Annotated in this window: 22 protein-coding genes; 14 read left to right on the top strand and 8 right to left on the bottom strand. The window is 59.2% G+C overall.

Going from position 1 to position 27,000, the window contains the following annotated elements; genetic code table 11:
- The first annotated feature begins 8 nt into the window (after positions 1–8).
- Together ACVW0B_RS08315 and ACVW0B_RS08310 are read left to right on the top strand one after the other, a co-directional pair.
- Entirely contained in the window at positions 9–584 is a 576-nt protein-coding gene (locus tag ACVW0B_RS08315; RefSeq protein ID WP_414329872.1) for a TIGR04376 family protein, read from the top strand.
- A gap of 191 nt (positions 585–775) precedes the next feature.
- Positions 776–1,072 carry a PipX family protein gene (locus ACVW0B_RS08310; protein ID WP_011432377.1) on the top strand — a complete coding sequence of 99 codons (297 nt, stop codon included), beginning with the start codon at positions 776–778 and terminating at the stop codon, positions 1,070–1,072.
- 67 nt (positions 1,073–1,139) lie between these two features.
- Here the strand turns inward: ACVW0B_RS08310 and pheS are convergent, their stop codons facing one another.
- Both pheS and nrdJ read right to left on the bottom strand, forming a co-directional pair.
- Positions 1,140–2,141 (bottom strand): phenylalanine--tRNA ligase subunit alpha, encoded by a 1,002-nt coding sequence (pheS, locus tag ACVW0B_RS08305; protein WP_011432376.1) that lies wholly within the window; start codon positions 2,139–2,141, stop codon positions 1,140–1,142.
- Between the two features lie 133 nt (positions 2,142–2,274).
- Positions 2,275–5,661 carry a ribonucleoside-triphosphate reductase, adenosylcobalamin-dependent gene (gene nrdJ, locus ACVW0B_RS08300; protein WP_457491449.1) on the bottom strand — a complete coding sequence of 1,129 codons (3,387 nt, stop codon included), beginning with the start codon at positions 5,659–5,661 and terminating at the stop codon, positions 2,275–2,277.
- Between the two features lie 391 nt (positions 5,662–6,052).
- Here nrdJ and ACVW0B_RS08295 point away from each other — a divergent pair, with 391 nt between their 5' ends.
- The 4 genes from ACVW0B_RS08295 (at position 6,053) to ACVW0B_RS08280 (ending at position 11,521) form a co-directional block, all read left to right on the top strand.
- Entirely contained in the window at positions 6,053–7,267 is a 1,215-nt protein-coding gene (locus ACVW0B_RS08295) for a site-2 protease family protein (protein ID WP_457384075.1), read from the top strand.
- A 170-nt stretch (positions 7,268–7,437) separates the two neighbouring features.
- Positions 7,438–8,742, top strand: a complete 1,305-nt coding sequence (locus ACVW0B_RS08290) for a M16 family metallopeptidase (RefSeq protein ID WP_457491436.1) — start codon at positions 7,438–7,440, stop codon at positions 8,740–8,742.
- 60 nt (positions 8,743–8,802) lie between these two features.
- Positions 8,803–10,092, top strand: coding sequence for a M16 family metallopeptidase (locus tag ACVW0B_RS08285; RefSeq protein ID WP_457491435.1), 1,290 nt, complete (start codon positions 8,803–8,805; stop codon positions 10,090–10,092).
- A gap of 364 nt (positions 10,093–10,456) precedes the next feature.
- The gene (locus tag ACVW0B_RS08280) at positions 10,457–11,521 is read left to right on the top strand and encodes an o-succinylbenzoate synthase (protein ID WP_457491434.1); all 1,065 of its coding nucleotides are present in this window, start codon (positions 10,457–10,459) and stop codon (positions 11,519–11,521) included.
- Here the strand turns inward: ACVW0B_RS08280 and prfB are convergent.
- Positions 11,518–12,649 (bottom strand): peptide chain release factor 2 gene (prfB, locus tag ACVW0B_RS08275; RefSeq protein ID WP_414344353.1). Its coding sequence is split into 2 segments (ribosomal slippage): positions 11,518–12,576 and positions 12,578–12,649, totalling 1,131 coding nucleotides; the frame shifts between segments, so codons are not numbered across the junction. The genes ACVW0B_RS08280 and prfB overlap by 4 nt on opposite strands.
- 245 nt (positions 12,650–12,894) lie before the next feature.
- Here prfB and ACVW0B_RS08270 point away from each other — a divergent pair.
- Together ACVW0B_RS08270 and ACVW0B_RS08265 are read left to right on the top strand one after the other, a co-directional pair.
- Entirely contained in the window at positions 12,895–13,017 is a 123-nt protein-coding gene (locus ACVW0B_RS08270; protein ID WP_414349965.1) for a hypothetical protein, read from the top strand.
- A 223-nt stretch (positions 13,018–13,240) separates the two neighbouring features.
- On the top strand, positions 13,241–13,564 hold the full coding sequence (locus ACVW0B_RS08265; protein ID WP_457491433.1) for a DUF4359 domain-containing protein: 324 nt from the start codon (positions 13,241–13,243) through the stop codon (positions 13,562–13,564).
- Between the two features lie 60 nt (positions 13,565–13,624).
- Here ACVW0B_RS08265 and ACVW0B_RS08260 read toward each other — a convergent pair whose 3' ends face one another.
- Together ACVW0B_RS08260 and ACVW0B_RS08255 are read right to left on the bottom strand one after the other, a co-directional pair.
- Entirely contained in the window at positions 13,625–14,746 is a 1,122-nt protein-coding gene (locus ACVW0B_RS08260; RefSeq protein ID WP_457491432.1) for a methyl-accepting chemotaxis protein, read from the bottom strand.
- Between the two features lie 282 nt (positions 14,747–15,028).
- Positions 15,029–16,246, bottom strand: coding sequence for an HD domain-containing phosphohydrolase (locus ACVW0B_RS08255; RefSeq protein WP_457491431.1), 1,218 nt, complete (start codon positions 16,244–16,246; stop codon positions 15,029–15,031).
- 215 nt (positions 16,247–16,461) lie between these two features.
- On the opposite strand from ACVW0B_RS08255, the gene pth reads away from it, so the two are divergent.
- Together pth and ACVW0B_RS08245 are read left to right on the top strand one after the other, a co-directional pair.
- Positions 16,462–17,136: an aminoacyl-tRNA hydrolase gene (pth, locus tag ACVW0B_RS08250; protein WP_457491430.1), complete on the top strand. Its 675-nt coding sequence runs from the start codon at positions 16,462–16,464 to the stop codon at positions 17,134–17,136.
- A 286-nt stretch (positions 17,137–17,422) separates the two neighbouring features.
- A complete protein-coding gene (locus ACVW0B_RS08245) occupies positions 17,423–18,910 on the top strand; it encodes a cation:proton antiporter (protein WP_457491429.1) in 1,488 nt (495 codons plus the stop codon).
- Between the two features lies 1 nt (position 18,911).
- On the opposite strand, the gene ACVW0B_RS08240 is transcribed toward ACVW0B_RS08245, so the two are convergent.
- On the bottom strand, positions 18,912–19,502 hold the full coding sequence (locus ACVW0B_RS08240) for an FHA domain-containing protein (protein WP_457491428.1): 591 nt from the start codon (positions 19,500–19,502) through the stop codon (positions 18,912–18,914).
- Between the two features lie 214 nt (positions 19,503–19,716).
- On the opposite strand from ACVW0B_RS08240, the gene ACVW0B_RS08235 reads away from it, so the two are divergent.
- From ACVW0B_RS08235 to ACVW0B_RS08220, 4 genes are all read left to right on the top strand, one after another.
- Entirely contained in the window at positions 19,717–19,941 is a 225-nt protein-coding gene (locus tag ACVW0B_RS08235) for an NAD(P)H dehydrogenase subunit NdhS (protein WP_414375012.1), read from the top strand.
- Positions 19,942–19,975: 34 nt separating this feature from the next.
- Positions 19,976–20,719: a low-complexity tail membrane protein gene (locus tag ACVW0B_RS08230; protein ID WP_457491427.1), complete on the top strand. Its 744-nt coding sequence runs from the start codon at positions 19,976–19,978 to the stop codon at positions 20,717–20,719.
- A gap of 108 nt (positions 20,720–20,827) precedes the next feature.
- Positions 20,828–21,622, top strand: coding sequence for a hypothetical protein (locus ACVW0B_RS08225; protein ID WP_414390040.1), 795 nt, complete (start codon positions 20,828–20,830; stop codon positions 21,620–21,622).
- A 214-nt stretch (positions 21,623–21,836) separates the two neighbouring features.
- Positions 21,837–22,094 carry a DUF2949 domain-containing protein gene (locus ACVW0B_RS08220; protein ID WP_414406717.1) on the top strand — a complete coding sequence of 86 codons (258 nt, stop codon included), beginning with the start codon at positions 21,837–21,839 and terminating at the stop codon, positions 22,092–22,094.
- 63 nt (positions 22,095–22,157) lie between these two features.
- Here ACVW0B_RS08220 and ACVW0B_RS08215 read toward each other — a convergent pair whose 3' ends face one another.
- A complete protein-coding gene (locus tag ACVW0B_RS08215) occupies positions 22,158–25,367 on the bottom strand; it encodes an efflux RND transporter permease subunit (protein ID WP_457491426.1) in 3,210 nt (1,069 codons plus the stop codon).
- Between the two features lie 63 nt (positions 25,368–25,430).
- Entirely contained in the window at positions 25,431–26,729 is a 1,299-nt protein-coding gene (locus ACVW0B_RS08210; RefSeq protein ID WP_457387460.1) for an efflux RND transporter periplasmic adaptor subunit, read from the bottom strand.
- Positions 26,730–27,000 lie beyond the last annotated feature (271 nt).

Here is a 27,000-nt window from a genome sequence, read left to right as displayed (position 1 = left end):
ATCCGTCCATGAAACTGATCGAAGATATCATCCGGTTTTTGGAAACCCGCCTGGAAGAATTTCTCAGGGCCCACCCTGAGATCGAGCTGCAAGCCCTCGATGAGCAGTTGCGCCAGCAGGAATCCGATACCCTGCAGCTGTTGCAGGAAAGCCGCGTCCAAGAGGAGGCTCTCCAAAAAAGCATTCTCAACTTAGCCGAGGAGATTAAAACCTGGCACTTTCGCATTGAGAAGGCGCAGCGGGCCAATCGTCCCGATCTGGCCGAAGGAGCGCGACGCCGGGAGGCTGAGCTGTTGGAGAGGGGCAGCCAGCTATGGGGTCAAATGAAAGCCCAAAAGGAGAAAATCCAACAAATGGAAGCCCTGCTGCCGCAGATTCGCCAGCGCCGCCAAGAAGTGAAGGCTAAGCTGCAGGAGGTAAGAGCCGCGCAAGCCAAAGGCATCGACAACCCGGACCGGAATTTCAGCCCTTGGGGAAAACCTTTCGAGGCTTGGGATGAATTGGAAGAGCAATTTCGTCAGCTAGAGGTGGAAAACGAATTGAATGACACGAAGAGGAAGGTGCGGGAACAGCAGCGGCGGTAACAGCCTGACCCAAAATCTTGTTAGTTTGCTAATGTTGAATCCAGTCGCAACAGCCAAAATCGAGCTGGGCGGAACTTGTGATTTAAGCCCTTGGTCTCAAGAGCCATAGCCACATCATTTCCAGAACTTTCTCTGGCACCGACCGGGAAGAAAAGTCTCTCCTCTCCCCCAAGAGTGATACGCTATTGGGCATGAATGAGTTGTATCTGAATCACCCCACATTTGGTCTGCTCTACAGCCTGTGTCAGGTCGACGAAAATCAGGCTCTCTTCACCACTCTCTACGCCCAAAGGCTCTTTTTTCGGGTTTACTTCAGGCCGCCGGATAACAGCGGGGATCCTGCTGCCATGGAGGAGTTGGTCTTCGATCCGATTAGCCGTAATGAGGCTCGCCAGCTCATCGAAGAGCAAATGCGCCTGCTGCGCCGTGCTGCCCGCCAAGATGAGCTAGAACAATTGCAGTTGATCTACAAGCAAACCTTTTCCTGAAAGAGGGTTTTCTGAAGGTCTTGCAGGGCTCAGGACGAGGGTTTTGTTCCTCAGATAAGATAGCCACCTAAAACTGAGACAGAAAGCGCAGGTCGCTGGTATAAAACAGGCGGATATCCTGAATGCCGTGGAGGAGCATGGCCATCCGCTCAATGCCGATCCCTGCCGCAAATCCGGTGTAGCGCTCCGGGTCGTAGCCCACCGCTTGAAATACATTGGGATCCACCATGCCGCAGCCGAAGATTTCCAGCCATTTCGAGCCAAAGCGCACGTCCATCTCAGCAGAAGGCTCGGTAAAGGGAAAATAGCTGGGCCGAAAGCGGGTTTCTCGCTTGCCCAATAGGCGGGTGATGAACGTGTTGAGGGTGCCCTTCAGGTCGGAAAAGGTGAGGTTCTCGCCCACCGCCAAAATTTCCATCTGGTGAAACACGGCGGAGTGGGTGGCATCCACGGTATCGCGGCGCATCACCCGACCGGCATGCACAATGCGCAGCGGCGGCTGGTGTTGCTCCATGTAGCGCACCTGCACCGAGGAGGTTTGGGTACGCATCAGGTAGCCATTGGCCAGGTAGAGGGTATCCTGCATATCCCGCGCCGGATGGTCGGCAGGGGTGTTGAGGGCCTCGAAGTTGTAGTACTCCGTCTCGAGCTCAGGCCCATGCACCACGGTGTAGCCCATGCCCACAAAGATATCGAGCATGCGGTCGATGGTGGCCTGCAGCGGATGGATCCGCCCCAGAGGCCGACGGGGCCCGGGCATAGTGACATCCAGGCGCTCTGCTTCTAGGCGGGCCAGCAGTTGAGCTTCACCAAGGGCCTGTTTGCGCTGCTCCAGACTGGATTGGAGGGCCTCTTTAAAGGTGTTGGCCAAAGCGCCGATGGCAGGCCGTTCTTCTGGGGGCAACTTCCCCATCCCCCCCAAGATTTTGGAGAGCTTACCTTTCTTGCCCAGGTAGTCGATGCGGATCTGTTCCAGAGCCTCCAGACCGTCAGCTTGTTCCACTTGGGCGAGGGCCTCGCTTTGCAGGGTGAGAAGCTGTTGGCGAAGCGTGTCTTTTTCGTCTTGCATGGGGCCGATTCCAAGGGCAGAAGGGATCCCTGGGGTTGTGAGGAGTCCCTACAAAGGTATCACAGCAGGGAGCTCGGTCGCGCCTTTGCATCCGATGGGGTTGGTCGGCAGCAGGGGGAACCCTTTTGGGGAACTAGCTCTGAGGCGCCGAATCTGGCAACAGACACCCCAGAGCGTCACACCCTGCCGGCCCCTCTGCTGCCAAGGTAAAGTTGCGGTCGTAGCGGGCCAGGGCCGCGAAGAAGTTATCTGTCCGCCGTCTCTTTTTGACCTCGGCCACCAGTCGTTCGTAGGTGGGCTTGTCGATTTTCTCAAAAGGCAGGCGGGGGAAGGGGGCATCGAAGCGGGCCAGCAGCGCTGCGCTGATGTAGCCCTCGTCGTCGCGGATGGCTTCGTAGATACGGGATCCCAGAGCTTCCACCTCGTCCTCCCGCAGCTCGATGGTGGCGGAGGTGTTGTGGGTGGTGTAGTACTTCTGAACCTGCATATAGAAGTCAAACTGGGCCAGGGCCGAGAATTGCTCGATCTCGATCTGGCCAGCACCGGGCAGGTTGGCCCATTCTACTTCCACAGGCAGTTCCACCAGCCATTCGGTACAGCGGGGATCAAAGGGGTCGTTGAGCAAGTTCCCGTTTTCATCTTTGTCCGCCTGAGCAGGTACCACCGAGTAGCCATAGTCCAGACAGGCCAGCGCCACCGGGTCATTTTTGGCAAAGGTGATGCGGCGGATGTAGCGTTGGGCTTTGGGCGGGTGCCAGCCGGGAGAGGCGTTGGTGAGCAGCGACTTGGTGCCGGCGGGCTGAACCGTGGTGCAGCGGTTGGGGCGGCGCAGGCTGTGGCGGTCGCAGTAGTCCCACACCACGCGGTGGACGATCTCCTTCCAGCGGCTGAGGTATTCCCGCTCCTGCTGCTTGAATTCCTTCCCGATGGGGGTATCGGGTCTCCCTTCCTGCCACCAGCGCAGCCATTCAACCCCAAAGGCTTTGACGCAAAAGTCGAACAGGCCTGTGAACGAGACGCCGACGATGGGATCCCATTCCCGCGAACGCTGAAAGCGGGGTTCCACAAAGCGGTGGTGGAGTAGGGCTGCCACCGTGAGGGCTCCCGCCGTGAAGGCTTCCTCTTGCTCTTGCCGGTTGTGGGGATCCAAACGGTTGAGGTGGATCTCGGCCAAGTTGCAATGGAATGTGTGGCCAATAATCTCGCCACAGTTGTGGACAACAAACCCATTGGCATCAAAGCACGCTGGGCCGGGGACAGTACAGTCATACACCGGCTCTACCCCGTCTGCCTCAAGGGCAGCAACCGTCACAGCAAACCGCTCTCGGTTGAGCTGGCGCTTGTAGCCATTCAGCAGTGCCTCTAGCTTTTGGGCTTTGTGCGGTTCCCGAAAGCCGACCCATTCCTGGAACAGATGCAAGTTGTCGTTGGCAATAACCAATTCGTGCTGGGCTTTGCAAGCGTATGGTGCAGGTTGGCGAGCACTGTTCGGCAGCAGGCGATATCCAGCAGGACGGCGATTCTCATACAAAACTGCAATGATGCCCAGCCGCGCCAGCATGCGCTGAACCGCTTTGAGGGTACCCAGATGGCTTTGAGAGAGCCGCACGCTAACCCCTTTCTCCTGATTACCTTGCACGCTGCCATCCGCATCAAAGAGCCCGCACAAGAAGCCTCGATGAAACTGGAAGCTGGTGGCTTCGAGCGCCTCTGTCATCTGCTTTTGTCCGGGCCTCATGCCGAACTGGGCCGCCAGTTTTGCCAACCCCCTGGAGCCGATAACCCGCAACCCAAGCTGCGCATAGTGATATGCCTCTGGCTGGCGGGGCTCGTAACCCACTGCCGTTTGCAAAAGCTGAATCGCATACTGGCTCATTTCGGCTTGGGTATCTTGCCAATAGCGTAATAAAGCCGTGTCGTTCCACGGGGTTGCCGTAAGGCTACCGTCACCCAGCAAATTCCCCAAAAGCCAGCCTTCTTCCCAGGTACCCGCCCCATCCCACGGGGTGAGATCGCGATGGTTGTGCAGCAGGATGCGGTCGCCCGGTTGTAGGCTTTCTGCCGGTACCCACTCGGTGTATTGTGCCTTTTGGGTTTGAGCGGTGACTTTGAGAACCCGATGGTTGCCTGTCAGCCGCAGAGAGAACCCTTCCTTGGTCAAAAGCTTCAGCACAGGCTTGGTACCGGAGTAGAAGAACCCCTCCGGTGTGGTACTGAATAGTTCTCCATTGACATAGGTGCTGTGCTGCTTCCCAATCAGGTCTCTCACCTGGCGCGGCCCATCGCCCGTGTGCACCCAGGTATCGGCTGTCACGCAGGGGTTCAGCCCATAGCGCCACAGGCGATCCTGAAGTTCCTCTTCCCCTAGGGAGGGATCCCGTCCCTTTAGCCATTCTCGGGCCGTTCCTGCCTCATAGGCTTTGAGAAAGTCGGGTTTTAGGTCGGGTGGGATAAGGTCGCAATTGGCCCGTGCTACGGCTTCCCCGGCCCACTGGATGGCCCCCTCGCCTGAGTAAAACTGCTTCCGCACGGCCTCAACACATTCTTCCCGCGTCGGCTTGCGGTGAAACACCCGCGTGTGGTTGGCCATGCGCAGGGCATCTCGCTCGGGGTCAATTCTCCAGTTGCCGTTTTCGTCCTGCTGCCACAAGTTGTCTTTGGCGGTGGATCCCAGCTGGTCGTCGGCAGCAAACTGACGAATGCCAGCGCTACGACGAATGTTTCCCGCCACCACCACCACCGCCGCCTCGTCAATGAGCAGGCAGCATTCCACGGAGTTCAACTGCCGCCCTACTGCCCTGTTGAGGATGGCGGCACAGCGCTCGTACAAGCCGGGCAGCTTAATGGGGTTGGCTACGCCCCCAAACCCTTTTAGCCTCTCGCCGGCAGGGCGGATATCGCTCAGATCTACCGTCACGTCCACCTGACCGCCAAAGCCGGGATCCGAGGCCAGCTCCAGCAGCGCTTGGTACGAATCCACCCAGCCGCGGCGGCTGTCCCCCACCTGGATGTGCACCTGGGATCCCTGCCGGTGGATGCGGGTGTGTTCCTGCCGCTCTTCGGGAGGGGTGGCGCCGATGGATCCCTTCACGTGAACCCGCAGGCGGTTGACAATGGGGGGCAACTGGCGGATGAACTGGGGTTCCAGCACCGCTCCCGTGCCGCAGCCCATCATGGCCAGATCCATCATCAGGCCAAAAGCCTGCCAGTCCACCACGGTGGTGCTGGTGCAGTTGTAGGCGCCGGAGAAGTTTTCCGGCTTCTGGATCCAGTCGGTGCCCATCACCCACAAGGCTCGACCGGAGATCAACGCCTTCAACTGCCGCTGCAGACGTTCTACCAACTGCCGCTCCTGAGGGGTGAAGCGCCCCAACCGGGCAATATCGGCCAAGGTGCGATCGCAAACCTCGCTCCAAGTCTCGCGGCTGCCATCTGGGCGGCGACGGCTGTAGGTGCGGTAGAACACCGGGCTGGCCGCCGGGGCTGTGGCCGGAAACTCGCCTGGAGGCGCGGCTCCCATCGTCTGGGCGGGATCAAGTCCCTGCACTTCTTCGCTCTGTTCGCCTGAGTGGGACGAAATCCACACCATAGCCACACCCCTCCTGCAAAGCTCGGTAGTTCCAACTCTTGAGCGCCGGTTGGCAACCCCGCCGACCCAATGTCCAACCACGTTATCACAATCTTCAGGGATCCGGTGTTGTAGGTAGTGTTGTGCTCTGAGAAGATCTTTAAGAGCCTCTAGGGATAGGGCAGGCCCGCTGTCTGCCGGGGGAGCCGCAAGGGAACGGAAGGCCCGGCAGAGGGGCTACAGTGGAGGAGAGGGATCCCAAGTTAAGGGGCTGCTTGTCGTCTTCAACGGCACCTTCCTGGGCCTTCTCCCCAGTGAGAGCTGTGTAAGGAGTTGTATCGTCATGACCAGTCGCCTGCGCATCGGTAGCTTGTGGGGGATCCCCTTTTTCATCGACTACACCTGGTTCCCGGCGGCCCTCCTGCTGGTGCTCTCCTACGGGGTGTTGACGGCGATGGGGTTGTTTCTTTCTCTGCTGGCCCATGAGTTGGCCCACAGCTTGGTGGCCCGCGCCTATGGGGTACGGGTTAACTCGATAACCCTATTTATTTTTGGGGGTATGGCGGCGATTGAGCGGGAAGTTCCCCGCCCCCTTGGGGCTTTTTGCGTGGCGGTGGCAGGCCCTCTCCTCAGCTTGGGTCTGTTTGTTTTCTTCAGCGTGGCCCGGGCTTGGGCTGTGCCGGAGTCGATGCTGGCCTCAACCCTCACCAGCTTGGCTGCCATCAACCTGACGATTGCCCTGTTTAACCTGCTGCCGGGCCTGCCTCTGGATGGGGGGCAAATGCTCAAGGCGGCCATCTGGGGTTGGACAGGGGATCGGCAAAAGGGTATGCTGTGGGCGGCCCGAGCCGGCCAGGGGGTGGGCTGGGGTTTGGTGGGGCTAGGTCTGCTGGTGGTATTTTGGGGGAGCCTCAACGGCCTCTGGGTGGGGTTGATCGGCCTGTTTATTTTGAACACCGCCCGCCGCTACAGCCAGTACGCGCAACTGCAGCAGGTGCTGGCCCGCCTGAAAGCTGCAGATGTGATGACCCGCCAGTTTCGGGTTTTGGACGCGAACATGAGCCTGCGGGAGTTTGTGGATCGCTATCTGGTGCCTTCTTCTCTCAGGCCGGAAGCCCCAACTCAACCGGCGGACGTTTATTTTGCTGAGGAAGATGGCCGCTACCGTGGGCTGGTCAGGCCAGAATTGCTCAACGACATCGAGCGCAGCCAGTGGGATCGCCTCACCCTCAAGGCTATTCTCAAGCCGATGGAGCAACTGCAGGGGGTACGAGAAGAGACCCCCATTCCCCAGGTAATTCAGATGATGCGCCAGGCAGAACCCCGCCGCATTTTGGTTTTCACGCCCACCGGCGCCATTGCTGGCTTGATCGACCGGGGGGATGTGGTGGCCATGGCTGCCCGGCAGTTGGGGGTCGTGCTGCCCCAAGAGGTGGTGCAGCGGGTGCGCGATAGCGAAGAATGGCCCCCTGGATTTCAGGTGGAGGACAATCTGGCCGGAGAGGGATCCCCCAGTCTGGCTTGGCAGGGATCCCCGGATCTGCGCAATGAGCCTTAGGGGGATGTCTGGACAGGGAGCAGCCCAAGGTACCTAGGTTCTCCCTCTACCACAAAAGGGGTTGGGATCTGCAAGGTGGGGAGAGAAGGCCGAGAAAAGTAGTCTCAGATACTATTTCCCGGAGCCCTTCTCCATCTACAATTAAGACTGTTCTCCATCAGTTAAGAATTTTGAACCGCTTTCCTCGTCTCTTGCCCGCCTACACCCACCGACTGAGCAACGGGCTAGGCGTTATCGTTCATCCCATCCCCATTGCCGATTCTGTAACCGTTGACGTCTGGGTACGGACAGGTGGACGCCATGAGCCGCCGGAGTGGCTGGGCCTATCCCATTTTTTGGAACACATGGTGTTTAAGGGCAGCGAGCGGCTGGCTCCTGGTGAGCTGGATTGGGCCGTGGAAGGACGGGGCGGAGTTACCAATGCTGCCACCGGCCAAGACTACACCCATTACTACATTACGGTGGCTGCTGCTGACCTAGCGGATACCTTGCCCTACTTGGCAGAGGTGGTTTTGCGGGCCGGGATCCCGGATCCAGAGTTTGAGCGGGAGCGGCAGGTGGTTCTGGAGGAAATTCGCCGCGCCGCCGACAACCCTGATTACACGGCCTATCAGCTTTTGATGCAGACCGCCTATGGGGAGCATCCCTATGGACGACCGGTGTTGGGCACACCGGAAAGCTTGATGCAACTGACCCCTGAACTGATGCGCGCTTACCACCGCGCTTGGTATCGGCCTGAATCCATGACGGTGGTGGTGACGGGTGGCATCGATCCCGAGCGGGCGTTGGCCTTGGTGGAGGAGCAGTTTGGCGGCCCTGCCGCCGGGCCAGCACCGGTCAGCCCCCCCATTCCGCCCCAGCCTCGTCCCCAAGGGATCCTGCGCCGGGAGAGCGACCATGCCCGCTTGGAGCAAGCCCGCCTGAAGTTGGCCTGGCCTACTGTTGGCATTGACGATTGGCAGCAAGCCTGTGGCCTGGAGATGTTGGCTTCTGTGCTGGGAGATGGCCGTACTTCGCGGCTGGTGCATCTGCTGCGGGAACAGCGGGGCTGGGTGAGGGCCATTGGCTGTTCTTCGCTGGTGTTGAAGGAGGGGGGACTGTTTTGTATCGGCGCTCAGCTGGAGCCGAAGGATGTGGCGCGGGTGGAGGCGACGATCCTGCACGAGATTGAAAAGCTGCAGCAGGATGGCATTGGCCAAGCAGAGTTGGATCGCACCCGGCGTATGCTCATCCATGAGTTTCTGTTCTCCGCCGAGTCTCCCAGCCAATTGGCGGGCATCTATGGCTACTACGAGACGTTGGGCGGGGTGCAGCGCATTCAAGAGTACCTGGAGCTGGTGCAATCCTTTACTCCGGCTCAGATCCGGGAATTGGCCCAGCAGTACTTGTCTTTGGAGGCCTATGTGGTCACCGTTCTCAAGCCGACTGCCCTGGATACAGCGGCGGCTTCGGAGCTGCAACTGGCTTGCCGTTAAGCGCCGCCTTGGCGCTCCGGACTCTTGATTTTCGGATTTTGGACGGGATCCCTTGCCTGCATGAACTCTGCTCTGCTTGCCACCCAACGTGGCCGTTTACAGCGCGTCCTTTTGGCCAATGGCATCACGCTGTTGCTGGGCCAGAACCCAACGGTGGAGATCTTGGCTGCCCACTGTTTTTTCCGCGGCGGTAGCCGGGCAGAGCGGCCGCAACAGGCGGGGGTGAGCCACTTGATGGCGGCTGTCCTCACCAAAGGCACGCATCGGCGCAACTCCCAGGCCATTGCTGCTGCGGTGGAATCGCTGGGGGCCTCGCTATCGGTGGACAGTTCTGCCGACTCTTTCGAGGTGAGCCTGCGCTGTGTGGCTGCCGATTTCCCGGAGCTGCTGGATTTGCTGGCGGAGATATTACGGGATCCCAGTTTTCCTGAAGAGGAGGTGGCGCGAGAGCAGGGGTTGATGCTGCAAGCCATTCGCGCCCAGCAGGAACGGCCTTTCAGCTTGGCTTTCGATCAGGTGCAACAAGCCCTCTATGGGGATCATCCCTACGCTCTGCCGGGGTTGGGACGGCTGGAAACGGTGGGATCCCTGACCCGCGAGGATTTGGTAGCCTATCACGCGGCCTACTGTCGTCCCAATGGAATGGTGATGGTGGTGATCGGCCCAGAGCCGCCGGAGCAAATGGCTGCCCAGGTGGAAGCGGCTTTGGGGGACTGGGTTGTTCCCGGCCCCTCTCCAGAGGATCGGGATGTTCCCCTGCCCCCTCTGAGGGATCCCCAACTGCTGAGGTTGCCCCAGCCCACTCAGCAGACGACGATCTTGATCGGGTTTCGCGGATCCCCTGCTGCTTCTGCGGATTATCCGGCCCTGAAACTGTTGGCCACCTACTTGGGCAGCGGTCTATCCAGCCGTCTGTTCGTGGAACTGCGGGAGCGCTGTGGCCTGGCCTATGAGGTCTCGGCTTTTTTTGCCACCCGCCGGGATCCCGCCCCTTTTGGGGTTTACATGGGCACTGCAGCAGAGAACACCCAGGTGGCCCTGGAGCGCCTACAAGCAGAAATCCACCGTCTGCAGGCCAATCCGCTCGACCTGGCAGAGGTGGAAATGGCGCAGCGCAAACTTCTGGGCCAGTATGCCCTCAGCAAACAAACCAATGCCCAGGTGGCTCAACTGGCGGGCTGGTACGAGATTTTGGGCTTGGGCATGGAGTTTGACCGGCAGTATTTGCAGGGGGTCAGGCAGCTCACCCCAGAGCAGCTCCACCAAGCCGCAAAAACCTACCTGACCCCCCCGGCCATTGCTCTGGTGGGGCCGGAAGCCGCCTTGGCAGAGGTTGAGCTGGTGTTTTAAGCTGAGCAAACCATGAGGAAAACTAAGATCTGGCAAACATGGCCATTTCGATTCAAACGGGGACATTGCGCCCACACCTCAATAAAACACCTAAATAAAAAATGTTGAAAATGTTGAATGCGCAGTGCCGGAAAGCTTTTTTTAGGAGCCCATGTGTCTCAACCTGGCCTGAAGTAACCATAACTCTGGATTGAGGTCACGATTGTGGGTCAATCTCGAGATGTCCAAGAAAACGATGGGGATCGTTTCTGAATAGCAGCCCTCTGAGAAAACTGGCGTTTTTCCTTTCTTTATCTTGCTTGAGCTTTTTGTGGCTGGTAGGCACAGCAGATCATCTGCAGGGGATACCCAAAAAGAGGGATCCGTGCCGCTTGGGCGGCTGGAAAAGCGGTTTTCCTTTGCGTTTTGCCCCTACTGGCGTCCCTTTCGGCGGCCCCTGCGCACCCACCACGGCCTGTGGTCTATCCGGGAAGGGATCCTGATCCGACTTACAGATCGGGAGACAGGCTGTCAGGGATATGGGGAAATTGCTCCCATCCCTTGGTTTGGCAGCGAGACCTTAGAGCAGGCTCTGGCGTTTTGTCGGCAGCTGCCCCCTCTTTTGTCGGAGGCGTATATTTTGGGGATCCCAGAAGCACTGCCGGCCTGCCGGTTTGGGTTGGAAGGCGCTTGGCTGGCCTGTCGGGATCCCGATTGGTTGAACAAGGATCTCTCTCTACTCTCTTTCTGTGAACTTTTGGGGGAGACCCTGCCGCCGGAATCTTACAAGGACTCCTACAAGGACTCCGTCCCACTCACGCGGTCGGTGTACAAGCTCAAGGTGGGGAGGGATCCCATGCAGCAGGAGTTGGAGAAGCTGGAGCAATGGCTGGAGCGGTTGCCACCAGGATCCCATCTGCGTTTGGATGCCAATGGGGGGTTAACGCTTGCGGAGGCCCACCGGTGGCTGATGGTTTGTGATCGGCTCAACCAGGCCTCGCCGGGCAAGATTGAGTTTTTGGAGCAGCCTCTGCCGCCGGATCAGCACGCCCATTTGGTGGAGCTCAGCCGCCAGTACCAAACCCCCGTTGCTTTGGATGAATCGGTGGCCTGCCTGGAGCAGTTGCAAGCGATCCATCGCTCAGGATGGACAGGGATCCTGGTGGTGAAGCCGTCTCTGGTGGGCTCCTGCATCGCGCTGCGGGAGTATCTCAGCCGACATCCCGGCCTGGATCTGGTTTTTTCTTCTGCGCTGGAGACTGCCATCGGCGCTTGGCATGGACTGGCCTGGGCGGGATCCCTGCAAGCCAAAACCGCCTCTCCCCGGGCCGTGGGATGGGGGGTAGGGGAGTTTTTCCAGGAAGGGGATCCCCTGACCTTGACCCAGCTCTCAGCCCAGGAGCGGGCTGCCCTCATGCAGGCGGTGTGGGAGCGCTACAGCCGGCCCTAGACTGCGGCGGCCTGTTGTTTGGCGTATTCCTGCCGCAGATAGGCCTGGATAAAATGCATCAGCTCCTCCGGCTCGCCGTTCATAAAGGCCTCGACATTGTAGGTTTCGGCGTTGGTGCGGTGATCTTTGATCAGCTTGTAGGGATCGAAGGTGTAGGTGCGAATACGCCCCCCAAAGCCCTGAGTCACCATCTCGCCGCGAATCTCGGCCAGCTTTTGTCTGCGTTTTTCTTCTTCCATCTCGATCAGCTTGGCCTTCAAGATCTGGATGGCCCGCTCTTTGTTTTGCAGTTGGGAGCGCTCTTCGGTGCAGCGCACAGCAATGCCGGTGGGCTTGTGGATCACCCGCACTGCTGTTTCCACTTTGTTCACGTTTTGGCCACCTGCTCCACCCGAGCGGGAGGTCTCGAACTCCAGATCTTCCATCTTCAGCTCATACTCGCTTTCCTCTTCCAGGATCGGCATCACCTCTACGCCAGCAAAGCTGGTTTGCCGTTTGCCGTTGGCGTTGAAGGGGCTGATGCGCTCCATGCGGTGGTTGCCCTTCTCGGCAGAAAGATACCCATAGGCGTAGGGGCCTTCGATCAGCAGGGTGGCGGACTTGATGCCGGCTTCGGCGCCTTCGGAGTATTCCGAGAGGCTGACCTTGTAGCCCTGGTTTTCGGCCCAGCGGGTGTACATTTTCAGGAGCATTTCCGCCCAGTCCTGGGCGTCGGTTCCCCCTGCGCCGGCGGTGATGGTGAGGATGGCACCGTTTTTGTCGTAGGGGCCGGAGAGCAGTTGCTGTAGCTCCCACTGGCCCAACTCCCGCTCCACCACTGCCAGGGATCCCGCTGTCTCGGCTAGGAGTTCTGGATCGGGCTCTTCTTGGAGCAGCTCGAGGGCGCTGGCGGCATCTTCCAGGCGATCCTTCCAGCGATGCACCTGATCCCAGGAGGCCTTGAGGCTGTTGAGCTTTTGCAGGTGGCGGCGGGCTGCCTCTACATCATTCCAAAACTGCGGCTGCGAGGCTTCTTGCTCTAGGATGGCAATCTGTTGCTCCAAGTGGGGCAGGTCAAAGATAGTCCTGAGCGTTGCTCAGGCGCAAGGTGAGCGATTCTAGGGTGCGTCTTAGATCGGCAAGTTCCATAGAGAGCAGCAAGCTGTTTGCGCGTCGGATCCCATCCTAACCTGTGGGCCGGCAACTCAATCAAGGGATGGAGCCCTTCTGTGGGGCAGTTCCTGGCCGTTCCCATTGCAACAGCATTGCGATCCCTTGTCCATAGCAACAACCCCGCCAGAGGCAGGACGGAGTCCTTTGGCTTCTGCCGAAAGATCCCTGTTGAGGTGGCTCAAGCCTATAGCAGAATAAAGAATTCGGTTTCGGAGGCTGCGATGCTGAAGGTCTTTTCCTTGCTTTCCGGGCTGGTTTTGGCGGGAGGAGTGGCTGCTTTGGCCATCACCAATCCCACCTTAGAAGAGCATGCCTCTAACCCCCAAAACCCTGAACTTTGCTGAATTTACTGAGCTTTAGGCGGTTTGGCAAAAGTCATTGAGAGGGATATAGTAGACCAAGTTTCCCCCTGATCCTTGAGTCCACCGCAACGGTTGCCGGGAAGTGAAGGGGGAAAGCGCTCGGGGGGTATTCCTCAGGGCTTTGCGGGATACCGCCTTCCTGCTCAGAGATAGGCAGGATGCGATCGCTTCTTTCCTGAACCATGTTCAGGAGAGTTCAGCGTGAATGTATCAGTACAGAACCCATGCAGGGCAACAACTGGCCGCCTACGCTACGCGAGAATACTGCGCTCAGATCCCGTCTTTCTTGGTCACTTTGATCGAGGAATGTCATGCCCTTGTCCGAGAGCTCCAGCCCGAACTAGAAGCTCTGTTCATGCGCCAAACCCGCCGGCAGAATTTTATCCTTTTCAGCCTCTACACCACCGATTTGTCGTTGCTCAACTTTGGCCCACTGGGGATCTCCTTGCCCACCTACCACTTTGAAACCCTTGCCGTGGCTGGGCAATTCTACACTTATGAGATTCGAGAGGGGAAAGTTGACCCCTAGCCACCATGGCAACCTTAGGGATCAGACAGATCCAAAAGAATCTCAAACCCAAAAGGGAGGCTAGATCTGGGCTCGTTCCAACAGGGTTTGCAGCTCTTCCAGGGCCAACTGGGCCGACTGGGCCTGCTGGTAAAGGGATTGCACCACCTCAGCGCTGCTTTGGGCCGATTGCAGGGTGGATTGGCTTTGTCGCTGGATGCGATCTGCCAAGCTGCGAATGCGGTTGCTGGCCTCGGTGGTTCGTCCCGCCAATTTGCGGATCTCCTGGGCAATGGCTCCAAAGCCACCGGCACCACCGCTGCGGTTGGCCTCTACAGCCGCATTGAAAGAGAGCAGGCGAATGTATCCTGCCACCTCCACGATCAAATCCACGATGGTGTTGATCTCCTTGAGTTCGCGGGATAGCTCCTGGTTGTTGTCGGCAATTTCCTGGAAGAGGGTGCGCACCGCTTCTACCCCAGCAAAGGTGGCGGCAAAGGTGGATTTGCCCTTCTCCGAGAGGATCGAGCTAATCTCGATGATGCGGGCGTTGAGGCGAGCCAGCTCCTCAGAGCGCTGTTGGGCCCGCCGGCGTTCCATATCTAAGGCCAGGTTTTGGTTGAGGATCTCGGCTTTTTGCCGCTCCAGATCCCGGGCATACTGGAGGCTGCGGTTTTTTTCCTGCTCCAGCTCTGCCAAGATCCTTTTCATCTCTTCCTGCTGCTCTTGTAGCTTGCGCTGGGTGGCCAGATGCACCTGGGCCTGGGCCACCAACAACACCGGCACATCGAGAAGGCGGTAGTCCTGGGATCCCAGTTGAACCACCACGGGGTCATAGATGGTCTCTTCGGGCCGTTGGAAAGCTCGGTCGGCTGCTTGGATGACATCGCAGTCGCCGGGGAGCAAGAGAAAATCCCGGCTATGGAACTCTACCATGGAGCTGATGGGCCGCTTCAAAAACACATCCAGGCCGTAGGGCTTGCTGAGCATCCACTCCAAAATGGCGCGGCGGGTCAACATTCCCCGCACCTGCGACCGCTCGTCCAGCACGATGACTCCTGAAAGGCTGCTGTCATCTTCCAGGCGGCGCACCACATTCTCGCAAGGGGTGGACTCGTTCACCTGAAACTCCACCAAGGCCAAGTCACGCAGCTTGGTGTTGATCGATAGGGTGGGAGTGGGCGGGTTCGTCAGGGTAGCCATCACAGGGATCCTCGGCACAGGTTGGGTACAGATGGGTTGGAGACTGATGTGTAGAGGAACACAAAAAGTCGGCTCTAGATCGGCCTTCAATGGGGTAATTTGTGCAGAAAATCGACCACCTTCAGTTTGCCCTGGGATCCCACCTTTTGCCCATAAGATTCTGCGGGATTGTACGGAAAGGATGGCCTGGGATCCCTTCTTTGCAGTTTGCGGGGATGGATCCCTTTGGAGCTGAATGTTCTGGGTTGGTATCTTGGATCCCTGATTGATCTGGAGCTGGATTTAGCGGGTTTCTGGATAGCGGTGGTAGATTTCCAGAATTTCGCTGCGTCCTCGGTTAAAGGCGGCCACCACTTGCGGGTCGAAATGGCTGCCGCTGTTGTCTTCTACAAACTGAAAGACCTCATTCAAAGCCCAGGCTTCTTTGTAGGGGCGACGGCTGGCCAAGGCATCGAAGACATCGGCTAAGGCCACAATCCGCCCTTCTAGAGGGATCCCTTCTCCTTTGAGGCCGCGCGGATACCCACTGCCGTCGAACTTCTCGTGGTGGGTAAGGGCGATGATGGCGCTCTTTTGCATCAGCTCGGAGTCGGACTTGCTGAGAATTTCGTAGCCGATCTCAGGGTGGCGGTTCATGATCTGCCGCTCTTCTGGGGTCAGACGCCCCGGCTTTTGCAAGATGGCATCCGGGATCCCGATTTTGCCCACATCGTGCATGGGACTGGCGTAGAAGATCAGCTCTTGCTCATGGCTGGATAGGCCCAAGTGCTTGGCGATGATGCGAGAGTGGTTGCTCATCCGCTTCAGGTGAAAGGAGGTATCTTGATCCCGGTATTCTGCGGCCAGAGACAGACAGAAGATGGTCTCGAAGTGGGCAGATTTGAGCTCTTCCCGCAATTGGACGTTTTGATAGGCAACCGCCGCCTGGGAGGCTAGGGCTTCTGCCACGCTGACTTCCAGCTCAGAAAAAGGTTGGCTCCACTCAGCCACCTGGTCAGGAGCTAGGGGGGTGGGGTGATCCGGCTTTAGGCGGTTCAACAGTTGCAGGGCGCCAAGGATCTTGCCTGAGGGATCCCGCATCGGCACGGTGAGCAAGGAGCGGGTGCGATAGCCGGTTTGCCGATCCACCTGTGGGTTAAAGGCATAGGGCTGATCGGCGGGCAGGTGGTAGACATCTGGCAGATTCAGGCTCTCCCCGGTGAGCACCACATAGCCCACAATGCTGGAAGGGCTGAGGGGCAGGCGCAGATCCCGCAGCTCCTCATGGCGGTTGACCACGAAAAAGCGCAGTTCCTCCCCCTCTCGGACAAAAAGGCTGGCCCCATCACAGTGGGTCAGTTCTCGGGCTTGAGCAACAATCAACTCCAGCAGCCGCTGCAGATCCGTTTCTGAGGAGAGGGCAATCCCCACCTGAATCAGACGCTGGCTGAGGCGCAGGGCATCCGAGGCATCGAATTCGGTTGTGCTGGGGTGAAGACCGAAGGGGGTGGGCAGGCTCATAGCAGGGTTGGTCAGAAGCGTTCACAATGAGCGTTGACAATAAACAATGGCAGAGTCATGGGCGGCGAGCCATTTGCCCCCAGGGATCCTCACCGCTGTCCCGACTCAGTCCGGCTGGGTATCTGACACCTTCGGGGCGACCAGCAGCCCAAAAACACGCCAACACCACTCAAAGCAGCGATGCCTTACTTTAGCTCGAGGAGGCGAGAAACGTTGTGACCCAGGTCAAGCCCAAGGAGGTAGATGAGATTTCCCTGCAGCTTGTTGTGGGCTTGGGCAATCCCGGCCCTCAATACGCCAATACTCGCCACAATTGCGGCTTTATGGTGGTGGATCGGCTGGCGCAGCGCTGGGGGATCCCATTGGTTTTGGAGAAGCGATTCCAAGGTAGCTACGGAGAAGGGTTTGCCCTGGGAGGAAAGCGGCGCTTGCTCAAGCCGGAAACCTACATGAACCGTTCCGGCCAATCGGTGCGGGCGGTGCTGGATTGGTACAAGTTAGATCTCGCCTCTGTGCTGGTGGTGTACGACGACATGGACTTGCCGCTGGGTCGTCTGCGCCTGCGGGGATCCGGTTCTGCCGGTGGGCACAACGGCATGAAGTCCATCATTCAGCACTTGGGGAGCGAAGGGTTTCCGCGGCTGCGTTTGGGGGTAGGCAAACCCAGGGGCAGCCAAGATGTGGTCGGGCATGTGTTGGGGGGATTTGCGCCTGCAGAACAAGAGGTGCTGGAGCGGGTGTTGAATACGGCGGTAGAGGCCGTGGAGCGCTGCTTGCAAGAGGGACTGAGGACAGCCATGAACCGCTTTAATCCTCTGGATCTGTCTGGGCCACCGTCCGATTTGGATGGATCCAACCCTGCACCGGGCCAAGGCGAGGCTTCCTCCTGAGGAGCAGCTTGTCCTGGATTGCCGGTTCTGAGGGGTTTTCCAGGAGAGGAAGTGGTAAGGGCTTCGTCCTGCTCATGGGAACGTCTGTGGAGACAATACTCCAGATAAGTATCAATTATCTGGAGTATAAGAGTGCCTACCTGGGCGTTGCCAACAGTTCCCAAGGGAGGTTAGCTTCTGTAACAGTCTTCCAGCAGAAGGGCGAAAGGAATGGGAACGGCAGCGTTCCCACCAGGGCCGGCCCGAGACAAAAAGCTGTTCATCATTTGAGGGTGAGATCTTGCTGTTGAACAACCTAGATTCAGTGTTGCTTGCTGTTGAAGCCGCTGCCCCCCTTGAACCGGAAGGGGCTGCCAATCTTTTACCCCTGATCTTGGCGGCGGTGCTGATGGCTCTGGTGGTCATCTATCTGGCCAGCCGTATTGCCGGAGAAATCGCCGTTCGCCTCGGCTTTCCGCCGGTGCTGGGAGAATTGCTGGGGGGCGTTACGGTGGGAACCTCCGCTCTGGGGTTGCTTGTCTTCCCGGAAGGACAAGTTTCCGGCCAAGAGCTGCACACCTTGGCTCAATCCTCAGCACTGATGCAATTTCTGCAAGCCACTGCCGGACTCGACGAGGGATCCCTGGTACAGGTGTTCTCCTCCCAAAGCCAGATCATCGACATCCTCTCCGAGATCGGGGTGATCGTCCTTTTGTTTGAAATCGGCCTCGAGTCGGATCTGGCCGAGCTGTTGCGGGTCGGCCCTCAAGCCGCAGCCGTAGCCGTCATCGGGGTCGCTGTGCCTTTCCTGGCCGGAACCCTGGGCTTGCTCTACCTGTTTCATGTGCCCGTTATCCCCGCCATATTTGCCGGCGCTGCCCTCACAGCAACCAGCATCGGCATCACCGCCCGCGTCTTGGCCGAGCTGCAAAAACTCACCTCCCCAGAAGGACAGGTGATCATCGGCGCCGCCGTCTTGGATGACGTGTTGGGCATCATCATCTTGGCCGTGGTGGCGGGCTTGGCCAAAAACGGAGAAGTCAACCTTTCCGATATTGGCATCATCATCCTCAGTGCCATCGTCTTCTTGGTCGGCTCCATTGTTTTGGGGCGCCTTCTCAGCCCCTACTTTGTGGCCCTTCTCAACAGCCTGAAGACCCGAGGTAACCCCCTTCTGCCCGCCCTTGTGCTGGCCTTTCTGCTGGCTTATGTAGGGCAAATCATTCATCTAGAAGCGATTTTGGGCGCTTTTGCCGCTGGCCTGATCTTGGCCGAAACCGAGAAACGGCAAGAGCTGGAAGAACAGATCAAGCCCATTTCCGACCTACTGGTGCCCATCTTCTTCGTCTGCGTTGGGGCCAAAACCAACCTTGCCGTACTCAACCCCACCCTCCCCGTCAACCGAGAGGGGCTGATCATTGCCGTCTTCTTGATCGGAGTTGCCATTGTGGGCAAGCTAGCAGCGGGCTTGGGGGCCTTTGGCAAGCCGGGCATCAACCGCTACGCCATCGGAGTGGGCATGATTCCCCGGGGTGAGGTGGGCCTGGTGTTTGCCGGTGTGGGGGCCGCCAGTGGAGTTCTCTCCGATGCCCTCGATGTCAGCATCATCGTCATGGTGATTGCCACCACCTTTGTCGCTCCCCTCTGGCTGCGGGGAGTGTTGATTGGGGAAGCCAACTCCCCCTCCCTCCTGGACTTGCAGGCAGAAGCGTCAGAGCAAGACCGCAAAGACAGCACCGACGAGACTGCATCAGCGCTCCCAGACTCAGAACGGGTGGGCATTCCTGAGGGCTAAATTATCTCAGCTTTCCCCTCAAACGCCCCCAGAGGGTCTGGAACAGCAGCCGCAGCGGATGGCGACGTCGGGGCCTCACGCCTTCAATCTTCTCCGTCGTCTCCTCTTGGGGCAAAATCGCCTGCATCGAGGGCGGATCAAACCGCTGCAGTGTTGTGGAGCGTCGATCCACCACCTCCGCCTTCACGCTGCGAAAGCTTACAGACTGGAGATACTGCTGAAAATCTTCGTCCGACAACCGACGAATGCAGTACTGCATCCGCACCTGATTCCCCAACAGGATCTGATCCCCATCCTTGAGATCCCAGCTCAAACATCTCTGCCCATTCACCGAGACGCCGTTGGTGCTGCGCTTGCCCTCGATATTGCCGTCCAGCAGCCGGTAGGTATACTGGCCATCTTTTTGGGGTAGCCGCAGCAGCAGCGCGTGTTGCCGGGAAACCGCCGCCGAATCGATGACAATCGCATTGCTGGGATCCCTGCCGATGGAATAGGTGGCAGCGCTGAGGGCCACAGCCCGCCGTCCCTGCTCATCATCGATCACCAACACATGCCAGATTTGGGAGGGGGAAGACTGTGCGCCGGTAGCCATGGTCTGGGGCCTTGAGGGGGAGCTGGGTTGACCGTCGAAGTTGCAGTACAGGCTCCTTTCCCGTTAGCGGGCTGGCAGCCACACCTCAGCCATTGCCCAACCCTCGGCGAACCGCTGTGGGAAGAAGCTCAACGAGGGGGAGACTCGGCAAGAGAGGGGCTTTCCCCCATAATAGTAAGGCAGAGCTTCTGCAAAAAAAGAGGATAGCTGAAACGTGAACACGACTCCAACCCCAACCCTCCTCGAAGCCCTTCCCCCGATCTACCCCGGCGTTGCCGTGCGGGTCATCAACCCCAACGACACCTACTACTGCTTTGAGGGCCAGGTACAGCGGGTTACCGACGACCATGCCGCTGTCCTCTTTGAAGGCGGCAACTGGGATAAATTGGTCACCTTCCGCCTCACAGAATTGGAAGTGGTGGACAAATCTCGCCCCTAGCCCTGCTCTTCCCTGTCCCTCTTGGAACTTCCCCATGCGCAGCCATTGGCAGGAACCTTTCCTCTGGATCCATGCCGCCGGCATCCTCCTCTTCCCCTTGTGGGTGGGGCTGACCCTGATCGGGCTGGCCACAGGGGATCCCCTCCTGCCGGTGGGGGCGGAGCAGGCTTGGGTGGCCGTAGTGGGCATTGGGCCGGTCTTTGCTATGCAGTGGCGCAAACCGTTTGACATCTTTAGCGTGTGGGTGGCTTCTGTCCCCCCGGAAGAACTTACCCCCGACCAGCGCCGCATCTTGGCCGCCTTCCTCAGCCCCGAACATAAGATTTTGACGCTGTTGGCGGCAATCCTGATGCTGGAAGTCGGTGAGCGCCTCTACGACTTTGCCCCCCTCTTTGCCCCGCTCACCCCTGGCAACGGCACCCGTCTGGCCGGCCTAGCCATAGCTGCCTTTGGATTTTGGGGATCCAACCTGTTCTTGCAGATCCCCATTGCAACGATACGGGTACTCCTCCTCAGCGAGCCGGAGCTGGCCCAAATGGATCCCGTCCCCGTCGAAGAGATCGAAAGCCGCTTCTCCGTCATCGGCGATCGCCGCAGCCCACTCCTGCAACGGCTGTTGCGCCGCATCTCCGGCCAAGATTCAGAAGGCACCTCGAAAGACCAAAAAGACAAGGTTAAAAACAGAGCGGCAGAAAACCCCCAGCCGGAATCCGAGAAGCGGGATCCCTCTGGGGAAGTTGCCATGCTGGCCCCTGAAACTCCCCCCGATCCCACCTAAGGCAAGCTTCCGCAAAAGCTGTAGCTCAATGTTAGATTGGAAGCAATCCAAGCCCTGTGAAATCCAACCATCGGCATTCCCCTGATCTTCGAGGCTACCGCACCGGCAATGGCGAGCAACTTTTCTTTCCGCTTCAAGCAATTTACCCAACGCCTCAGAGAAACCACCCAACTTCCCCAGTTTTTCACCGATCAAGCCACCAGTGAAACCCAAAACCTCGCTCGGGAGTTGGCTTTGGTTGGGGAATACGCCACTCAGCTTAGCCAAGTGGTGATGGAGGTGGACTTTCTCAACCAGCTCTACACCCGTCTTTTGAACGAGCGGGAAGTGTTGCAGCAGGAAAAAGATCACTTGGAAGCGCGGGTCTTTGAGTTGCAACAGGAACGCAACGAGACGGAGCCCCAGGTGATGTATTTGCGAGAGCAGCTCAGCCAGGCCAGCTTTCAACTGGAACAAACTCAAAACCGGGAACGCAGCCTTAGCGAGCGAGAACGACAGTTGTCGGAAATTGTAGCCCAACTGGAGCGACGGCGGGCTGTACTCAACCAAGCCATCGAAAACCTCACCAATCAAGAGGCCGATTACACCGTTCGCACCAAAGAACTGGAGGCGGTCGTCCGGGAAAACGAAAAGAAAGCCAAGCAGTACCTGGAAGCTGCCAACCACTACCGCGCCTACCTGGAAGAGCTCAATGCGCAAGTGCAAGAAACGCAAGCCAAGCTGAGAAGCCTTGGTGTCGAGCCCAAGCCCGCCGACCTGCCTCGACTTGAGGATCTGGAAAAACCCACCCCCATCCCAACACCGCCTCCTGCTTACACGCCGCCCCTTCCCCAACAGCCCCCTCCACCCCAGCAGAGTGGCTATTGGTCAGATAGTCCTTTCGACGACGACCCCTGGGGATAGACTATCCTGCCAGGATCTATAAGCCAGCTTTGCGACAAAGCTCAGTCCTCTCTGCCCTAACCGGCCTTGGGAGGGCCTGGGTGGTCACATACCCTGGAAGAAACCTGTTGCAAGGGATCCGCAGGATCTCCACTGGGGATCCCGAGCCTCGAGATTCAATATTCAATTCGATGGGTTTCCTTCAATTCGATGGGTTTCCTGCCCAGCCAAACCTATGGAACCGACCCTGCCGGATTTACAAGCCCTTAGCCAATGGGATCGACAGTTCTGCCAGTTTGCTGAGCAGCAACAGCTCCTCAAGCCCAAACAACTGGCTCTGGCCCTGAAGATCCAGCGGCAGCAGCACGGCCCTCTAGCCTTGATCCTCTGGCAGTTGGGCTTTGTGGGCCTGCAACACCTGGCTCAGTTCTGGGAAAAAATGCCCAGCGAAGCCGAGTCCGAACTGCTCGAGGACAGGGCCCTCGGTGGATGAAAGGTGCCCCCTTCCCCCACTCGCTTTTCCGCCAGAAGAGAAGAAGCAAGCAGATCTCTCTTGCTACCCAACGCTGTCGCCACCAGGCAGCACCTCTTTGGGATCCTCCGGCGGCGGCAAATGCGCCAGATCCACAGGTGAAGGGGATCCCCCCAAAATTCGCACCTGGATCCCCTTGATCACGACATAGAGCACCGGCACCACCAGCAAACTGAGCATTGTCGAGACGAACATGCCGCCGATCACCGCCGTGCCCAGAGACTGACGGCTGGCGGCCCCGGCCCCGCTGGCCACTGCCAGCGGGAAAATGCCAAGTATGGTGCTCAAGGCCGTCATGAGAATCGCGCGGAAGCGGGTCTCTGCCGCCTGCACTGCAGCCTTAACCAGGGGGATCCCTTGGGCAACCAACTGGTTGGCAAACTCCACAATCAAGATGGAGTTTTTGCTGGCCAGCCCGATCAACATCACCAACCCGACTTGGCAGAAGACGTCGTTGGTCAAGCCCCGCAGCAGTTGCGCCAAAAGAGCCCCAAGAACCGCCAGCGGCACCGCCAACAAAATGATCAAGGGATCCACATAGCTCTCAAATTGCGCCGCCAGCACCAGGAAGACGAACACCGAGCCCAAAGCAAAGATCAGCGGCGCCTGTCCTCCCGACTCGATTTCTTCCAGCGACAGGCCCGACCACTCGAAGCCAAACCCCTGCGGCAACAACTGGGCGGCTAGAGTTTCCATAGCCCGAATCGCTTGCCCTGAGCTAAAGCCCGGCAGGGCGCTGCCCTGAATTTCCACCGAGCGGAAGAGGTTGAAGTGGTTGATGATGGCCGGGCTGGTGGTCTCCTCCACCTGAACCAGGGTGCTCAACGGCAAGAGCTGCCCCTGCCCACCCCGCACGTAGAACTGGCCGATGCTTTCCGGGTTACCTCGGAATGCTTGATCCGCCTGCACATAGACCCGGTAGTTGCGGTTGAACAGGTCGAAATCATTGACGTAGGTGCCCCCCAGCAGCGTCTGCAGCGTGCCGAAGACATCCAACAGAGGGATCCCCAACAACTGGGCCATCTCCCGATCCACCTGTACTTCTAGCTGCGGCGAATTGGCGTTGAAGGTGGGCGGGTTAATCCGCAAGCCCAAGGGGGGTTGGCCCGGCGGGGGCGGCGAGTTGCCCACAAAAAACAGGGTGTTGGCCGTCTGCTCCAAGAGGTTGAAATCGTTCACCCCCCGATCCTGAAGCTGGAAAGTAAACCCGCCCGCAACCCCCAAATTGGGAATGGCCGGCGGCAGGATCGGGATCACCAATGCGCGGCTGATCCCGCCCAAAAAAGGCCCAAATAGCCGGTTGACAATCGCTTGCGCCGATTGCTCCGGTTGCCGCCGCTCTTCCCAGGGCTTGAGGGTGGCAAAGATCAGCCCATTCCCCGGCGAGGGCCCGGTAAAGCTGAACCCCCCCACGATCACCCGATTTTCGATCTCAGGGATCCCCTCCAAAATAGCGGCGGCCTGCCGGATCACCCTGTCGGTATAGTTGAGGGAAACCCCCGGCGGCCCCTGGACAATGGTGATGAAAAAGCCCTGATCCTCATCCGGCACAAACCCCGTCGGCACAATTTGGAACAGCCAGTAGGTGAGGCCCAAACAGGCAATAAACCCCGTCACCACCAACAGCCGCAGCTTCACCACCAGCTCCAGCAGGCGGCAGTAGGCCGCTCGGATCCCTTCCACGGCGCGGTCAAACCAGCGCAGCAGCCAAAACATCTGCTCTGAGCGGGGGCGAATTAGCAGCGCCGACAAAGCCGGAGCCAAGGTAATGGCATTAAACGTGGACAGCGAAACCGACACGGCAATGGTGACGGCAAACTGCTGGTAGATGCGACCGCTGGTGCCAGGAAAGAAAGCAACAGGCACAAATAGCCCCAGCAGCACCAGCGTCGTGGCGATCACCGCCCCCAACACCTCGTTCATCCCCGCCGAGGCCCCCTGCAGAGGCCGCATGCCGCGGTCGCGGATGTAGCGGGAGATATTCTCCACCACCACAATGGTGTCGTCCACCACCAAGCCAGTGGCCAGGGTGAGGCCGAACAGAGTCAAAGTGTTGATGGAAAAGCCAAACAGGCGCACAAAGGCGAAGGTCCCCAGCAGCGCCACCGGAATTGTAACGGTGGGAATGAGGGTGACGCGCCAATCTTGCAAAAAGATGAACAGTACCAGCACCACCAGGGCAATAGCCTGCAGCAGGGTAAAAATCACCTCCTGCACCGACTCGGTAATGAACAGGGTGGCGTCGAAAGGGATCTCGTAGATCAAGCCGGGCGGAAAACTCTCCGCCAGCTGCGCCAACGTCTGCCGCACCTGCCGCGACACCTCTAGGGCGTTGGCATCCGGTTGTTGGGTGATGGCGATCCCCACCGCCTCCTGCCCCCCGATGCGGAAGAACGTATCGTAGCTTTGGGCCCCCAGCTCTACCCGGCCCACATCGGCAATGCGCACCAAGCTGCCATCGGCGTTGGCCTTGAGAACGATCTGGGCGAACTCCTCCGGCTGCGACAGCCGCCCCGTGGCCTGGACGCTGATCTGAAACTCCTGATCCGGGGGGCTGGGCTGGCCGCCAATTTGGCCGGCGGGCACCTGGATATTCTGCTGGCGCACTGCGTTTACCACATCCAGAGCTGTCAGACCATAGCTGGCCAGCCGCGTCGGATCCAGCCAGATGCGCATGGCATAGGTGCGCTCCCCGAAAATGATGACATCGCTGACGCCGCGGATGCGCCGCAAAGCATCCCGCACAAACAGCTCCGCGTAGTTGCTCAAAAACAGCTCGTCGTATTCCCCCGCCTCTGAGCGCAGCGCCAACACCAGCACAAAGGCGCTGTCGCCGGCCTTTTCCACGCTGATGCCGTTTTGGATCACCTCCGCCGGCAGCCGGCCCTGGGCCCGCGCCACCCGGTTCTGCACATCCACAGCCGCCGTGTCCAGATCCCGATCCGGGCTGAAGGTAACGGTGATCTGGCTGGTGCCGTTGCTGCTGCTCACCGAGGCGATAGACCGTATACCCTCGACGCCGTTGATCTCCTGCTCCAGCACATTGGTTACCGCCGTCTCCACCGTCTCGGCGTTGGCCCCAGGATAAACAGCAGTCACCCTCACCGCTGGCGGCGCCACCTGTGGGTAGTAGTCCACCGGCAGTAGGGGAATGCTCACCGCCCCCACCAGCACGATCAGGATGGAGCAGACGCTGGCAAAAACAGGGCGGCGAATGAAAAAGTCAACAAACATAGTCCAGCGCAGTGAGGAGTGAAAGGGGATAGCTGAGTTGGGAAACCGCCGGAGAGAGAGGACCTAGGGCGGGGATCCAGGAGGTCTCCCTCCCCCTTGTGGCTGCATCCTCTGCTGAAAAAGCACCTCATCGACAATCGGGGCGCCATCGCGGATTTTCTGCAGGCCGCTCAGCACAATTGGCTCATTGGCCTCCAAACCCTCCAGCACCTCATAGCTGTTTCCGTAGATGGATCCCAGCTGCACCGGCCTTTGCACCGCCACCGCCCCCGGGGGCATGCCCTCTGCTGGCGGCTCCGTTGTCTGCACCGTGTAGACAAAGGTTTGCGCCCCCAAGCGGGCCACCGCCGTCACCGGCACCAGCAAGGCCGGCCGCTCCTCCCAGATGACCCGAGTCCGCACAAACTGGGCCGAGCGCAACTGGCCGGCAGGGTTCTCCAGAAGAGCCTTGGCCAGCACCGATTGCGTGGCGGCGTTGGCTTCGGGAGCAATGAAAGAGATTTGGCTGCTGCCGATCACCTCGCCGCGGCTATCCAGGATCTGCACCGGCGTGCCAATGCGCAGCTGGGGGGCCCGCTGCAACGGGATGTTGAGGTTGAGCTCCAGCGCCTGGGTTTGGGTCAAGGTGGTCAAAACCGTCTGAGGCGTCACGTAGTCCCCTTGCCGCACCAAAACATCCCCCACAATGCCGGCAAAGGGAGCTGTAACCTGGAAAAACTGCAGTTGCACCTGTTGCCGCTCCGCCTCGGCCTGGGCTCGCTGCACCTCCCGCTCTGCCCGCAAGATCGCGGCCTCCTGAGCGCGGATCTGCTCCTGTTGCGCCGCCAAAGCTGCCTCCGCCTGGCGCAGGTCGCGGCTGGATTGATCCGCTTGCGCCTGGCTGATGGCCCCCTCGGCCAAGAGGCGCAGGTTGCGCTCGTGCTGCTCCCGGGCAAACTCCGCCGCTGCCTCCAGCCGCATCCGATCCGCCCGCAACTGGCTGAGCACGGCCCGGCCGCTCTCCAGGTTGGCTTGGGCTGCGGCAATCCCCGCCGTTTGGCCGGCCACCGCCGCCTGTTGCTGCCGGCTGTCGATCTCAAAGAGAGGGGCTCCGGCAGCCACCTGGGATCCCAGCTGCACGAACACCTGGGTCACCTGTCCACTGACCTGAGGGCGGATACTGGCCACCTGCTGGGATCCGAGGCTGGCCATGAACTCTGAAGTCTCTTCGATTTGCTGTTCCTCTACCCTGCCGACGGCCACTGGTGTGGGTTGGCCTTCTCCGCCCCCTTCACCCCCCATGCTGCGAGGTGGCCCGCCGGGCCGGCAAGCAGCTACCAAGAGAGAAAGGCACAACAGCGGCAGAGCTGTTCGCAGTTGCATCGTGAACCTGCCTCCCTAACGGCTATCCCAACAGAGGGATCCCACCTCTGCATTGACTCAATCAACCAGGGTACTGAGACTGTGCCCTGCTGCGCCTGTGCAAAAGCGCTGGCCATCCTTCCTAATCCAGAGCTAGGGTGGATGCGTGACATCCTCCCGGCGCTCGTCCTGTGGATAGAGCGCGGGCCACCCTTCCCGTCAGCAGGACGGAGTCCTTACCTCGCGGTCGGGCATTCCTGCCCCACGCCACTTGTCTGGGTCTACAACCCCC

The organism is Thermostichus sp. MS-CIW-23, from assembly GCF_054059455.1.
The sequence above is the reverse complement of the archived record's forward strand: the minus strand, read 5'-3'. Positions and strand labels throughout refer to the sequence as shown.